This window comes from Rossellomorea oryzaecorticis (assembly GCF_045897515.1).
GTDB classification, from domain to species: Bacteria; Bacillota; Bacilli; order Bacillales; family Bacillaceae_B; genus Rossellomorea; species Rossellomorea enclensis.
The window spans coordinates 44,184-57,838 of the sequence record NZ_JBJOSA010000021.1 but is presented as its reverse complement, the minus strand read 5'-3'; the positions used below and the strand labels follow the sequence as shown (position 1 = coordinate 57,838).

The 13,655-nt window shown below is 43.3% G+C and carries 14 protein-coding genes; 13 read left to right on the top strand and 1 reads right to left on the bottom strand.

Going from position 1 to position 13,655, the window contains the following annotated elements; translation table 11 throughout:
• The first annotated feature begins 362 nt into the window (after positions 1-362).
• The 10 genes from ACKA06_RS18280 (at position 363) to rsmI (ending at position 7,978) form a co-directional block, all read left to right on the top strand.
• Positions 363-563, top strand: coding sequence for a sigma factor G inhibitor Gin (locus tag ACKA06_RS18280; RefSeq protein ID WP_244888213.1), 201 nt, complete (start codon positions 363-365; stop codon positions 561-563).
• A 97-nt stretch (positions 564-660) separates the two neighbouring features.
• The gene (locus ACKA06_RS18275) at positions 661-2,088 is read left to right on the top strand and encodes an aminotransferase class I/II-fold pyridoxal phosphate-dependent enzyme (RefSeq protein WP_411160347.1); all 1,428 of its coding nucleotides are present in this window, start codon (positions 661-663) and stop codon (positions 2,086-2,088) included.
• 17 nt (positions 2,089-2,105) lie between these two features.
• Complete coding sequence (gene tmk, locus ACKA06_RS18270) at positions 2,106-2,735, top strand: dTMP kinase (RefSeq protein WP_064563550.1); 630 nt, start codon at positions 2,106-2,108, stop codon at positions 2,733-2,735.
• A 315-nt stretch (positions 2,736-3,050) separates the two neighbouring features.
• A complete protein-coding gene (locus tag ACKA06_RS18265) occupies positions 3,051-3,380 on the top strand; it encodes a cyclic-di-AMP receptor (RefSeq protein WP_032085232.1) in 330 nt (109 codons plus the stop codon).
• Between the two features lie 198 nt (positions 3,381-3,578).
• Complete coding sequence (locus tag ACKA06_RS18260) at positions 3,579-4,019, top strand: YaaR family protein (RefSeq protein WP_032085231.1); 441 nt, start codon at positions 3,579-3,581, stop codon at positions 4,017-4,019.
• A gap of 13 nt (positions 4,020-4,032) precedes the next feature.
• Complete coding sequence (holB, locus tag ACKA06_RS18255) at positions 4,033-5,016, top strand: DNA polymerase III subunit delta' (protein ID WP_032085230.1); 984 nt, start codon at positions 4,033-4,035, stop codon at positions 5,014-5,016.
• A 7-nt stretch (positions 5,017-5,023) separates the two neighbouring features.
• On the top strand, positions 5,024-5,851 hold the full coding sequence (locus ACKA06_RS18250; RefSeq protein ID WP_032085229.1) for a PSP1 domain-containing protein: 828 nt from the start codon (positions 5,024-5,026) through the stop codon (positions 5,849-5,851).
• 14 nt (positions 5,852-5,865) lie between these two features.
• Positions 5,866-6,240 (top strand): DNA replication initiation control protein YabA, encoded by a 375-nt coding sequence (gene yabA, locus ACKA06_RS18245; protein WP_032085228.1) that lies wholly within the window; start codon positions 5,866-5,868, stop codon positions 6,238-6,240.
• Positions 6,241-6,337: 97 nt separating this feature from the next.
• On the top strand, positions 6,338-7,081 hold the full coding sequence (locus ACKA06_RS18240) for a tRNA1(Val) (adenine(37)-N6)-methyltransferase (protein WP_032085227.1): 744 nt from the start codon (positions 6,338-6,340) through the stop codon (positions 7,079-7,081).
• Between the two features lie 21 nt (positions 7,082-7,102).
• Positions 7,103-7,978, top strand: a complete 876-nt coding sequence (gene rsmI, locus ACKA06_RS18235; protein WP_411160346.1) for a 16S rRNA (cytidine(1402)-2'-O)-methyltransferase — start codon at positions 7,103-7,105, stop codon at positions 7,976-7,978.
• Positions 7,979-8,027: 49 nt separating this feature from the next.
• On the opposite strand, the gene ACKA06_RS18230 is transcribed toward rsmI, so the two are convergent.
• Positions 8,028-8,309: an AbrB/MazE/SpoVT family DNA-binding domain-containing protein gene (locus tag ACKA06_RS18230; protein WP_032085225.1), complete on the bottom strand. Its 282-nt coding sequence runs from the start codon at positions 8,307-8,309 to the stop codon at positions 8,028-8,030.
• 477 nt (positions 8,310-8,786) lie between these two features.
• Between ACKA06_RS18230 and metG the strand changes: the two genes are divergently transcribed.
• The 3 genes from metG to ACKA06_RS18215 all read left to right on the top strand — a co-directional run bounded on the left by metG (position 8,787) and on the right by ACKA06_RS18215 (position 13,503).
• Complete coding sequence (metG, locus tag ACKA06_RS18225; protein WP_058300015.1) at positions 8,787-10,748, top strand: methionine--tRNA ligase; 1,962 nt, start codon at positions 8,787-8,789, stop codon at positions 10,746-10,748.
• A 516-nt stretch (positions 10,749-11,264) separates the two neighbouring features.
• The gene (locus ACKA06_RS18220; protein WP_058300016.1) at positions 11,265-12,032 is read left to right on the top strand and encodes a TatD family hydrolase; all 768 of its coding nucleotides are present in this window, start codon (positions 11,265-11,267) and stop codon (positions 12,030-12,032) included.
• 250 nt (positions 12,033-12,282) lie between these two features.
• Positions 12,283-13,503: a G5 and 3D domain-containing protein gene (locus ACKA06_RS18215; protein ID WP_231937996.1), complete on the top strand. Its 1,221-nt coding sequence runs from the start codon at positions 12,283-12,285 to the stop codon at positions 13,501-13,503.
• Positions 13,504-13,655 lie beyond the last annotated feature (152 nt).

Genomic DNA, 13,655 nt, shown 5'->3' with positions numbered 1-13,655 from the left:
AAACTCCTTTTTTCAAATGCATTGAGATATAATCGAATCCGTCTTCTTATTAACGCAAACCTGCATTTATTATCAAAACTGAGACTTTATCAAGAATCCGAATAAATCAACACACACGATTTCACGCCAATGCCAATCAAATGCTCCAATACAAATACCCATACACCATCCCACTCACTCTTACACCCAAACACCGTCCCCAAATCAATTCTACAAACTTTTTTAACAAGACATACACAGACTGGGCGCTCCCTACATAAGATAAAAGTACACTTGATAATTCTGTTAGTTTAAAAGTTTAAAATATTGTATACAATTGGAGCACTTGGGGCACAATAGATTGTATGGAGGTGGGGAACCTTATGATGAATGCAGAGCGTAAGGCGGTTGAAGAGCAGTGTATTGTGTGTCAAAGTGAAAAGTCGGTCGGAATTCATCTGTACACATCATTTATCTGTACGGAATGTGAACGGGAAATGGTCCAGACGGATACAAATGATCCGGTGTACAAATTGTTCGTCCAGCGATTGAAAAAAGTGAATACCCCTCAAATTTATTCATAACCAGGTGATAGACAGCTTGGTTATGATTTTTTTAGTTTAAGAACATAAAATATGGTACGATGAAGATTGATATTTGCGGTGAGAAAGAGGGGTAAACATGAAGGTTGATCAAGCGAGGATGCCTCTTATTGAAGCGATTGAAAGGCATGTTGAGAAAAATCCCATCTCATTTCATGTACCTGGTCATAAAAATGGTTTATTAATAGATGAGAAGGACAAGCAGTTTTTTTATAAAAGGGATTTGACAGAACTTAGCGGATTGGATGATCTACATGATCCGCAGGAAGCGATAAGGGATGCTGAGGCGCTGCTCAGTGATCTGTATGGAAGCAAGAAGAGCTGCTTTCTGGTAAACGGCAGTACGGCAGGGAATATTGCTGCGATACTCGCATCGTGTTCTCAGGGAGAGACTGTTTTGGTACAAAGGAATTGCCATAAGTCCGTGATGAATGGAATAAAGCTTGCGAGGGCGGTACCAGTCCTAATAGAAACAGAGTGGGATGAAGAAGGGAAGATGCCGACCGGGGTCAGTCTTGAGTCGGTCAGGGAGACGATGAAGGCTTTCCCTGATGCCAAGGCATGTGTGCTCACGTATCCTACCTATTATGGAATGACTTTTGATTTGAAATCATTAATCGATGAATTTCACCAACACGGAGTGATCTGTATCATTGACGAAGCACACGGTCCGCATTTTCAGCTGGGAGATCCGTTACCTGCGTCGGCGCTTGATCTGGGAGGGGACATTGTCATTCACTCGGCCCATAAAATGCTCCCTGCGATGACGATGGGATCTTTTTTACATATAGGAAGTGAACGGGTGAATGAAGGAAAGGTAAAGGAATACTTATCGATCCTGCAGTCAAGCAGTCCCTCTTACCCGATCATGGCTTCACTTGATTATGCCAGATCCTACTTAGCGACGGTGACAGCAGCGGATATAAGAAAGAATATAGACGTAATCAATGAATTTGTGCAAGCTTTAAGCGGTATTCATGAGGGATTATCGGTGAAGCGTACAGATGACCCATTGAAGCTGCTGCTTTCCATGAAGGGGATGTCGGGGTATGAGCTTCAACGCTTGTTGGAGGGAGAAGGTATCTTCTGTGAACTCGCGGATTCTTATTATGTTCTGCTGATCCTGCCTTTAATGAAGGAAGGCTTCTCGTTTCCTTATAAGGAAGCAGCCGGGCACATCCATGCTGTATTGAGTAAGGAAGGGGTTCCGGGACAAGCAGGAGACGCCCCTAAGGCAGTAAGAAAAAAACGGCGTTCTTACACGGAACTTGCATTAACCCACGAAGAAATGGATGATAGGGAAGAGGAGTGGGTATCGTTAGCCGGGGCTGAGGGAGAAATCTCGGCGCGGATGATCACTCCGTATCCGCCGGGCATCCCATTGCTGATCCCGGGTGAAAGAATATCAGAAGAAACGATGGCAAGACTGAAACAATATATGGAGAATAAAGCAAACATACAGGGAGATCACCGTTTGGATGAAAGCCGTGTATGCGTGTATCGATAGATGGAGGGTAAAGGGAAATGAAACAAGGAAGATTTATTACAGTCGAAGGCCCTGATGGTGCGGGAAAGTCTACAATACTCAATGAACTTTACAACAAGCTCGTTGAAGAAGGCCGCGATGTTGTGAAAACACGGGAGCCGGGCGGCGTGTCCATTGCTGAACAGATCAGGGAAGTCATTTTGAATAAAGAAAACACAGCCATGGACATCCGCACGGAGGCATTGCTGTATGCAGCGGCAAGGCGCCAGCATCTGGTAGAGGTCGTCATCCCTGCACTTGAAAAAGGGTCCATCGTCATCTGTGACCGGTTTATTGACAGCTCACTGGCTTACCAGGGAAAAGGCCGGGACATAGGGATGACAGAAGTGATGAACATCAATCAATTTGCGATCGAGGATAAGATGCCGGATCTTACACTTTATTTCGATATAACCCCTGAAGAAGGCTTAAAAAGAATCGCCGGGCATGATGGCCGGGAAGTAAATCGGTTAGATCTCGAGTCCCTTGATTTCCACCAAAAGGTTTATGAGGGGTATCAATCTCTAATCGAACAATATCCAGACCGCATCAAGGTCGTGGACGCAAGCAAAAGCAAAGAGGAAGTACTCGCATCAGCATACGACATCGTAAAAAGATTTATAGGGTAACCGTTATAAAGGCAGCTTCGATATGACAGAATGAGTCTATAAAGAGGTTGTCTTTTTATTATACGGCGCTAACTATGTGGTAATTATTGTTATTAGGGGATATCCAGAGCTGTCCTGTAGCTGGACAGTGCTTTCCTTAGATCATTACGACCGGGGAAGTGAACGGGCCACGCGCGGAAAGCGAAGTCTTCCACGGAAATCAACAGCTATAGAGAGTATTTATTAGAGTATTTCTGATAAGTAGGATGTCAGCCCAACCCATTTATTGATATAATAGAAGGAAGTATATGTCTTTGAAACGGAGGAAAGCCGCATATGAAAGTCATTATGGCTGTTGTTCAAGATAAAGATAGCAATCGTTTATCCAATGCGTTGATGGACCACAATTTTCGTTCGACAAAACTTGCAAGCACCGGGGGCTTCCTGAAATCAGGGAATACCACATTCATCATCGGGACGGAAGATATCCGCGTCGACAAAGCCCTGCAGGTGATCAAAGATAATTGCAAATCGCGCGATCAGCTTGTTGCGCCCGTTTCCCCTATGGGAGGGAACGCAGATTCGTATGTTCCTTATCCGGTTGAGGTCGAGGTCGGCGGCGCCACAGTGTTTGTCCTGCCAGTCGATCAGTTCCACCAGTTTTAATAAAAGGCTGTTTTCTAAAAGGTTGTTGCTTTTCGTAAATAGGTTGTAACCTAAATGCAGCTTGTTGTCGTGCTCTTTTCGAACTCAAGTTCGATCTAGGGAAGGACTGATAACCCGAAAATACCCAAGTTCTGTTATTTTCTTGTCTGTATAGCAACAAAGTATGCGAAAAGAGCCTAGTCAAAAGGGGTTTAACGTATGAAGATCAATCAGGATACCCGTGTATCTTTAGATAAACTTCACAAGGAAAGCAAGTCAGCAGGGACAAGCCAGGCGAAGTTCGGCCAGCTCGTTCAAAAGCATGATCAGAAAATGCAGATGGAACAGCTCAGTAAGCTTCTGGCCACGATTGAAGATGCCGGCAGCCGCCTGGCAAAGTCCCGTAATTTCAAGGATCTTGCAAAATATAAAACGCTGGTGAAGAAATTTGTGAGAGAAGCAGTCGATTTCGGCATGGATCTGAAACAATCGCATACATGGAATCAGTACGGTGAAGGAAGAAAGCTCAATATCGTGGAAACGATCGACAGTGAGCTTGTCGAACTGACCGAAGCTGTCATGGATAAAGAGAAAAAGTCGATCGATGTATTGGGGAAAATCGGAGAAATAAAGGGATTGCTGATCAATCTCTATATGTAAGTGAGTGGTTCAGATGAAGTTTGAAGAAATACAATCGTTTCAGCCTGTGGTTCTACAGATGCTTCAAAACAGCATCATGAAGGACCGGGTTGCGCATGCCTATTTATTCGAAGGAGAAAAAGGGACACGTAAAAGGGAAGTGGGCTTCCTGTTTGCGAAAGCCCTGCTCTGTGAAAACCGAACGGACGGCAAAGCATGCGAAGAGTGCAATAATTGCAGGCGCGTCAACCATGGAAATCATCCGGACCTCCATCTGGTTGAGCCGGACGGTCTTTCGATAAAAAAAGAGCAGATTAAATCTCTTCAAGAAGAGTTCTCCAAAACCGGGGTCGAATCGAAAAAGAAGATTTATATCATTGTTCACAGTGATAAGATGACGGCCAATGCCGCTAACAGCCTCCTGAAATTCCTTGAGGAGCCCCTTGCGGATGCGACGGCAATCCTGATTACGGAGAATATTCATAGAATGCTGCCTACCATTCTTTCGAGGTGCCAGACGATTTCTTTCAAACCGCTTCCAAAAGAATATTTAACAAAACAGCTGCTGGACGAGGGAATGCCGCCTCATATGGCGCCGCTCGCCGCTAACTTGACAAACCGATATGAGGAAGCTGTAGAAATATGTCAAAATGAGTGGTTTGCACAAGCAAGAATAATAGTGTTAAAATTATATGAAGTCCTCCAGAAAAGTCCCTTCCAGGCAATGGTGAAGATTCAAGAGGATTTTGTACAGCACTTCAAAGAAAAAGATCAAGTTGATCGAGCATTGGATCTTTTACTTCTAATATATAAAGACTTACTTCAAATCCAGTTAGGAAAAGAAGAACAGCTCGTCTACCCGGACCAAAAGGAAAAATGGAAATCAGACGCACTTCAAGTATCGACAAACCGTCTTTCTACTAGTATGACGGCGATCCTTGAAGCAAAACGCAAGTTAAACGCCAATATGAATTCTCAGCTGCTGGTAGAACAGCTTATGCTAAAACTGCAGGGGTGATGGTCCTTTGTACGATGTTGTAGGAGTACGCTTTAAAAAAGCGGGAAAAATCTATTATTTCGATCCGGGCGAACTCGATATCCATAAAAATAATTATGTGATCGTTGAAACTGTCCGCGGGGTCGAATTTGGAAAAGTAGTCGTAGAAAGAAAGCAAGTCGGTGAAAATGATGTAGTGCTTCCTTTGAAAAAGGTGATCCGGATCGCTGATCAGAAGGATCGGCTGACGGTGGAAGAAAATAAAACTTCCGCTCAGGAAGCCTACGATGTATGTTGTGATAAAATCAATCAGCATCAATTAGATATGAAATTAGTAGATGTAGAATATACATTTGATCGTAATAAAGTCATATTTTATTTTACAGCTGATGGGCGTGTTGATTTCCGGGAGCTGGTGAAAGACCTGGCTTCTATTTTCCGTACGCGGATTGAACTTCGTCAGATTGGCGTTCGTGACGAAGCGAAAATGCTAGGGGGTATCGGTCCTTGTGGCCGTATGCTTTGTTGTTCGACCTTTTTGGGAGATTTTGAACCGGTATCCATCAAGATGGCGAAAGATCAAAATCTATCTCTTAATCCTACCAAGATCTCAGGGCTTTGCGGCCGCTTGATGTGTTGTCTTAAATACGAAAATGACGAATATGAAGCAGCCAAAGCGGAATTGCCTGATATTGGTGAAGTGATTAAAACACCTCACGGGAAAGGTAAAGTGGTAGGTCTTAATATTCTTGAGCGTGTTCTTCAAGTAGATATAAAAGATGCGGAACGCGTATTGGAATTCACTTTAGATGAAATAATGAACGAAGGTGCCGTATCATTCCAAGCCACAGAGTAACGGGGTGTAGTGTCGTGGATAAAAAAGAGTTCTTTGATTCAGTCAGCAATATGGAACAACAGATTGGTGATTTATACAATCAACTTGGCGAGCTTAAGCAGTGTCTTGCCGAAATGCTTGAGGAGAATAATGCGCTCAAGCTTGAAAACGAACATTTGCGCCGAAGACTGGAACAGACTGAGAACTCACCGAAAAAGGTTCAAACAACAGGCGATGCGGGTACGACGAGCGAGTCGGACTTAGAAGATAAACAACTGGATATCGGGGAAGGCTACGATAACCTTGCCCGGCTTTACCAGGAAGGCTTCCATATATGCAATATCCACTTTGGAAGTCCGCGCAAAGACGAGGATTGCTTGTTCTGCCTGTCTTTCTTGAACAAGAAATAAAGCAGGACCTGTAATGCCTAGAATAAGATAAATGATGAAAAGGGCTGATCCATTCAGAAGGGATTGGTCCTTTTTGTTGAACAAGCGGAGGAAACACATGGTTGTATTAAAAGACGATGAAAGATTGGATTATCTGCTGGCAGAAAATATGAGGATCATTCAAAGTCCGTCGGTATTTTCCTTTTCCCTGGATGCGGTATTGCTTGCGCGCTTCAGCTATCTTCCCTTGAAAAGAGGGAAAGTGGTGGATCTATGTTCCGGAAATGGGATCATACCGCTGCTTTTAAGCGCACGGACGAGCGTTGAAATCACCGGGGTGGAAATCCAGGAGCGTCTGCTTGATATGGCTGAGAGAAGCATTCGGTATAATGGCGTTGAGGATCAGGTAACGATGAAGCTTGGCGATGTAAAAGAAATAAACAAACTGCTTCATCATTCCCATTATGATGTGGTGACGTGCAATCCGCCTTATTTCGAAACCGTTCCGACATCCATGCAAAACTTGAATGAACATTATACCATCGCGCGCCATGAAGTCCTCTGCACCCTTGAGGACACCATCCAGGCTGCAAGCTACCTGCTGAAGCAAGGCGGAAAAGCTTCTTTCGTACACAGGCCGGGAAGGCTGATGGATATCCTGTCCCTGATGAGGAAGCACCGTCTTGAACCGAAGCGGATGAGGCTCGTCTATCCGAGGGAGGGAAAAGAAGCCAATACGCTTTTGATCGAAGGAATCAAAGACGGAAAACCTGATTTAAAGATACTCCCGCCTCTATTTGTCTACAATGAAAACAATGAATATTCTCAGGAAGTTTATGAAATGCTTTATGGAAAAGAATAATCCCAGGAGGTGAAACCCATCATGAACCAGCAAAAAAGCTACCAGGAAACCGGCAAAGGCCGCCTCTATCTTGTCCCCACCCCAATCGGGAATCTTGAAGATATGACATTCAGGGCAATTCGCATCATGAAGGAAGCGGATGTCATTGCAGCAGAGGATACAAGAAATACAAAGAAGCTGAGCAACTACTTTGAAATCGATACCCCGATCATCAGTTATCATGAGCATAATAAAGAATCGAGTGGTCCAAAGCTCATTGAGAGAATGGAGCAGGGTGAAACGGTCGCGCTGGTCAGCGACGCAGGGATGCCCTCCATTTCCGACCCGGGTTATGAACTGGTACAGGCAGCGATAGAAAACAATCTGGCCGTCATCCCTCTGCCGGGTGCAAATGCTGCTTTGACGGCATTGATTGCTTCGGGACTTGCCCCCCAGCCGTTTTATTTTTACGGATTCCTTCATAGGGGAAAGAAAGAAAAACGTGCAGAACTCGAACGGCTCCGGTCATTGAAGGATACATTTATCCTGTATGAATCCCCTCACAGATTGAAAGAAACGCTGAAGGAACTTCATCAGTCTCTCGGGAATCGGCAGATTGTCATTTGCCGTGAACTGACAAAGAAATTCGAAGAGTTCATCCGCGGTTCATTGGAAGACGTGCTGGAGTGGGCTGAAACCGGTGAAATAAGAGGTGAATTTTGTGTCATGGTCGAAGGGAATCCGCAGCCAGATGAAGAGGAGCAGGAAGAATGGTGGAATGATTATTCAATTGAAGGCCACGTTCAGTATTATATAGAAGAAAAAGAAATGTCTTCAAAATCGGCGATTAAAGAAGTCGCAAAGGAAAGAAACCTCCCTAAGAGGGAAGTATACCAGGCATTTCATGTGGAGAAATAGAAAAAGGGCTGAGTACATCATGACTCAGCCCTTGTATTTATATCAATGATTAATTTTTTTGGAAAGAATCCTGGATTTCTTTGATTAACTGTTCTGCACCTTCACGGCTCAAAATCAATTTGCCGTCAGCAAGCTTGATGTTATCATCAGATACTTCACCAGTGATTTGGCAAGTCATGCTTGGCTTGTATTTCTTTAAGATGATTCTTTCGTCGTCCACGTAGATCTCAAGCGCATCCTTCTCAGCGATGCCAAGTGTACGGCGAAGTTCGATAGGAATAACGACACGTCCTAATTCGTCAACTTTTCTTACAATACCTGTAGATTTCATATAATTTTCTCCTCCAAAGAATGATTTTATTTTATCTCTCTAGTTTGTTAAAGGTTCGTCAATATTCGACATTTTTCTGTATCTGGTAATATCATACCAACGATTTTATCTATCGTCAATAATTAAATTTGTAAATTTTTTAAAAAGGTTTCCAAAGAGAAAGTTGATATGACAAGCTTTACGATGTATTGTAAATAATTGTATTACCAATTTAATATTATTGTAATCAATTAAGATTTGTCGAAAAATCTTTACAGGTGCAATAATTCGACATTAATCGACATATTACATCTGTCTTTTCGACATTATTTGAAGGTTGGATAGTGCAGTTGCAGAATCCCTTTATTTTAGGTATATTTTGATGAGATAAGCGGTTAAGATAATAGGTAAGAATATAGAATAAAACCCACTTTATACCATTCGTATCTGATTAAAGGTTTATGTGGGCATTATAGAAAAAAAGAGGAGGAAGCGAAAGTGGAAGAGAAATTGAATACCTTCTATATTACAACACCAATCTACTATCCAAGCGGTAATTTACATATTGGTCATGCCTATACGACGGTGGCCGGAGATGCGATGGCCCGTTACAAAAGAATGCGCGGATATGATGTAAGATATTTAACGGGCACAGATGAGCACGGCCAGAAAATCCAGCGTAAAGCGGAAGAGCAGGGTGTCAGCCCGCAAAAATATGTAGATGATATTGTGAGCGGCATTAAAGATTTATGGGGGAAACTTGACATCTCCTATGATGACTTCATCCGGACGACCGAAAAGCGTCATAAAGATATTGTCGAAAAGATCTTCAAGCAGCTTTTAGACCAGGGAGATATTTACCTTGATCAATACGAAGGCTGGTACTGTACACCGTGTGAATCCTTCTTCACAGAAAGACAGCTTGAGAATGGGAATTGCCCAGACTGCGGCCGTCCTGTTGAAAAGGTGAAGGAAGAATCCTACTTCTTTAAGATGAGCAACTATGTAGACCGTCTGCTTGCTTATTATAATGAAAATCCTGAATTTATACAGCCTGAATCTCGTAAAAACGAGATGATCAATAACTTCATCAAACCCGGTCTCGAAGATTTGGCAGTATCACGGACGACTTTTGATTGGGGAGTGAAGGTCCCGGGTGATCCGAAGCATGTCATTTACGTATGGATCGATGCCCTATCCAATTACATCACGTCGCTTGGCTACGGCAGCGAAAATGACAAGAATTATCTGAAGTACTGGCCGGCTGATGTGCATCTGGTAGGGAAGGAAATCGTACGTTTCCATACCATCTATTGGCCGATCATGCTGATGGCATTGGACCTTCCGCTTCCGAAAAAGGTATTTGCACATGGCTGGCTTCTGATGAAGGATGGCAAAATGTCCAAGTCCAAAGGGAATGTAGTCGATCCTGTCACGCTGATCGACCGTTACGGTCTTGATTCACTTCGTTACTATTTATTAAGGGAAGTTCCATTCGGTTCTGACGGGGTATTCACTCCGGAAGGATTTGTCGAACGAATCAACTTCGATCTTGCGAATGACCTTGGTAACTTATTGAACAGAACCGTTGCCATGATCAACAAGTATTTTGACGGTGTTATCCCTGCTTACGAAGGCTCCGACGGGGAGTTCGATCAAAATCTGCTGAACATCAACAAAGATACTGTTAATAAATACGAAGAAGCAATGGAAAACATGGAGTTCTCGGTTGCTTTATCAAGCCTCTGGCAGCTGGTGAGCCGGACCAACAAGTATATCGATGAAACACAGCCTTGGGCCCTTGCCAAAGAAGAAGACAAGAAAGCTGAATTGGGCAGTGTCATGAGCCATCTGGCAGAATCATTGAGAAGAGTGGCCGTCCTGCTGCAGCCGTTCTTGACAAGGACTCCGAAGAAAATCTTTGAACAGCTGAATCTCCATGACGAAAAACTTCAAACATGGGAAAGTTTAGAGACATTTGGTGCCATCCCGTCAGGAACAGAAGTGGTGAAAAAAGGCGAGCCGATCTTCCCGCGTCTTGATCTGCAGGAAGAGGTTGACTTTATCAAAGAAAAAATGCAGGGAAGCAAGCCTGCTGAAGAAGAAAAAGAAGCTGCACCTGCTCCGGAAGAAAGTGATGAAATCACAATTGACGATTTCATGAAAGTAGAGCTCAGGGTAGCACAGGTCGTAAATGCCGAACCTGTCAAAAAAGCGGATAAACTCCTGAAAATCCAGCTTGATCTCGGATATGAAAAGAGACAAGTCGTCTCAGGAATCGCGAAACACTTTAAGCCGGAAGAGTTAGTCGGAAAGAAAGTCATCTGCGTCACAAACCTGAAACCGGTCAAACTGCGCGGTGAACTCTCCCAGGGAATGATCCTCGCAGGAGAAGAAAACGGAACACTATCACTCGCAACCGTGGACCAAACACTGCCAAACGGCACAAAAGTAAAATGAATTCAACAAAAGGATGTTCCACGTGGAACATCCTTTTGTTATATAAAGATAGTATGTGTGAAAAATCGTATTATATTAATAAGTATTATTGTTTGTATTTATTATATGAAAATAATAAGTCGAAAAGATGAAATCAAATTGTTTTAGAATATGCTTTTAAGCCTATACAATATACGGAGATAGATAATAATAAAAATGGGAAAATTGATAGTAACCGGATCCAGCTGTTGGTTGGAGTGGAAGACGAAGACTCCTGCGGGAAAAGCGAAGCTGGGGAGACCCCGCAGGCGCAGAGCGCCGAGGAGGCTCCCCGCTCGCCCGCGGAAAGCGAAGTCTTCCACGGAAACCAACAGCGGTATTTCAAGGTTTTCCAGGCATTAATAAATGGCGTGCGGTGAAGCACTAAAGTTAATATTTTCTCATTCACCCATAATTTGTAACCTAAATGTTACGTTACTGAGATGCTTGTTACTCGTTTTTATAATAAAATTACTTTGAATACAAGGAGTGTCACATATGTTATTTGATACACATGTTCATCTGAACGCTGAACAATTCAATGAAGATCTTGAGGAGGTCATCTCAAGAGCAAAAGAAGCAGGAGTCGGAAGGATGGTTGTCGTCGGCTTTGACCGCCCGACCATCGAAAGAGCCATGGAACTGGTGGGACAGTATGACTTTCTTTATGCCAGCATTGGCTGGCACCCTGTTGATGCAATTGATATGAAAGAGGAGGATCTTGCTTGGATCGAAGAACTTTCCTCTCATCCCAAAGTGGTCGCCCTCGGCGAAATGGGCCTTGATTATCACTGGGATAAGTCACCTAAAGATATTCAAAAAGAAGTATTCAGAAAACAAATTCACTTAGCGAAAAAAGTGAAACTGCCAATCATCATACATAACAGGGAAGCGACTCAGGATATAGTTGATATCCTTCGGGAAGAAGGAGCTGAAGAGGTAGGCGGAATCATGCACTGCTTCAGCGGAAGTCCTGAGATTGCCCAGGAATGCGTAGATATGAATTTCTATATTTCCCTCGGCGGACCGGTGACGTTCAAGAACGCGAAAAAGCCGAAGGAAGTAGCCCAGGAAATTCCACTGGAGCGGCTGCTCATCGAAACAGACTGTCCGTATCTTGCCCCTCATCCGAACAGAGGGAAACGGAATGAACCTGCGTATGTAAAGCTGGTGGCAGAACAGATTGCAGAATTGAAAGGCATCTCCTTGGAAGAAGTAGAAACGGTCACAACAGAAAATGCAAATAAATTATTCAACATAAACTGACATCGAATGCTGTCGAGAATTGAGGGAGCTTGTCCGAAAACTTAAAGAAAACAAAAAGTTCTACATGGCAATTGTCCATCATAGGATAACCATGTCGATAACTCTCTCTTTTCTTTTTCTCTTTTTTTCTGCATAATATGTCCTATGTTCCCTGGTTTTCAATATTTTGCTAGATTAAGAAAAAAGAAGTAAGGGTTGACACTCTCTGGAATACTCTATATAATCACTCCGAGAAAAGGAGGCGTTTTTCATGAACATTCAAAACATGAAAAGCCTGTTTTCCAAGTCTTTGAGTCGAAGGAAATGGATCGCTGCTGTCGCAACAATCGCAGCATCGGCAGCTGTTTTCGGAATCCTTTTTTATGAAGGTTCCAAAAACACTGTGGCATTGACCTTAGACGGCGAGCAAAAAGAGATTAGAACGCATGCAAACACCATTCAAGATATATTAAAAGATTTAGAGATTTCAACCCGCTCAGAAGACTATTTGTATCCCTCGGGAACAAGTAAGGTTACGAACAACATGAAAATCGTTTGGGAACCGGCAAAACAGGTAGAGGTATCGGTTGGTGATCAGAAGAAGAAGATCTGGACCAACGCAGATACGGTAAAAGAGTTACTATCGGAGAACAAGATCGAGATTGGGGAACATGATAAGGTCGAACCAGCCTTATCCAAAAAGATTTCAGGGGACATGAAGATTACCATCGAGGAAGCCTTTCCGCTTCAGCTTGTGGATGGAGGCAAAAAGAAAAAGGCATGGTCCACTTCGACTACGGTCGCTGACTTTTTAAAGCAACAGGGCATCACACTTAATAAAACCGATCGCGTTGAACCGGGTTTAGACAATGTCATCAAACCAGATGACGTCGTAAACGTCGTTCGAGTTGAAAAAGTCACCGATGTAGTGGAAGAACCAACTGACTTTACGGTCGTTTCTCGAAAAGACTCAGCCCTTTCCAAAGGCAAGGAAAAAATCGTGCAGGAAGGGAAAAAGGGTCTTGTTGAAAAGAAATACGAAATCGTCAAAGAGAATGGAAAAGAAGTTTCCAGGAAGTTAGTCAGTGAAAACGTGGTAAAAGAAAGTCAGGATAAAATAGTAAACGTCGGAACAAAAGTGCTTGTCGCACAGGTTTCGCGTGGAAGCTCGCCTTCCGCCTCAGCCTCAGCAGAGAGCGGCGGCAGGGAATTCTATGTTAGCTCAACGGCTTACACAGCAAACTGTAACGGATGTTCAGGACATACGGCGACAGGCATCAACCTGAAAGCCAATCCTGGCGCTAAAGTCATTGCGGTCGATCCTTCAGTTATCCCGCTTGGTTCAAAGGTATATGTAGAAGGGTATGGCTATGCAGTCGCAGCCGATACAGGCGGCGCTATCAAAGGGAACAAAATCGATGTTTTCTTCTCATCGCAATCTGATGCGTACCGTTGGGGAAGAAAAACAATCAAAATAAAAATATTAGACTAAGGGCAGGAGTCTTTTTCTCCTGCTTTTTCTTTTTGGATTGATATGGGGACTGACCTTTCTGTATAAGCACTGAACGATTTCAGTTATAATAAAAATATTGGGTTCTACAGATTAGACGAACGTCACGGATAATAAGTTTCAACTTTTTTGGA

Bases quoted from the DNA above. Each gene is read 5' to 3' on its own strand.
- ACKA06_RS18280 (WP_244888213.1), top strand. From the start codon at position 363: ATGATGAATGCAGAGCGTAAGGCGGTTGAAGAGCAGTGTATTGTGTGT.
- ACKA06_RS18275 (WP_411160347.1), top strand. From the start codon at position 661: ATGAAGGTTGATCAAGCGAGGATGCCTCTTATTGAAGCGATTGAAAGG.
- tmk (WP_064563550.1), top strand. From the start codon at position 2,106: ATGAAACAAGGAAGATTTATTACAGTCGAAGGCCCTGATGGTGCGGGA.
- ACKA06_RS18265 (WP_032085232.1), top strand. From the start codon at position 3,051: ATGAAAGTCATTATGGCTGTTGTTCAAGATAAAGATAGCAATCGTTTA.
- ACKA06_RS18260 (WP_032085231.1), top strand. From the start codon at position 3,579: ATGAAGATCAATCAGGATACCCGTGTATCTTTAGATAAACTTCACAAG.
- holB (WP_032085230.1), top strand. From the start codon at position 4,033: ATGAAGTTTGAAGAAATACAATCGTTTCAGCCTGTGGTTCTACAGATG.
- ACKA06_RS18240 (WP_032085227.1), top strand. From the start codon at position 6,338: ATGGTTGTATTAAAAGACGATGAAAGATTGGATTATCTGCTGGCAGAA.
- rsmI (WP_411160346.1), top strand. From the start codon at position 7,103: ATGAACCAGCAAAAAAGCTACCAGGAAACCGGCAAAGGCCGCCTCTAT.
- ACKA06_RS18230 (WP_032085225.1), bottom strand. From the start codon at position 8,309: ATGAAATCTACAGGTATTGTAAGAAAAGTTGACGAATTAGGACGTGTC.
- ACKA06_RS18220 (WP_058300016.1), top strand. From the start codon at position 11,265: ATGTTATTTGATACACATGTTCATCTGAACGCTGAACAATTCAATGAA.
- ACKA06_RS18215 (WP_231937996.1), top strand. From the start codon at position 12,283: ATGAACATTCAAAACATGAAAAGCCTGTTTTCCAAGTCTTTGAGTCGA.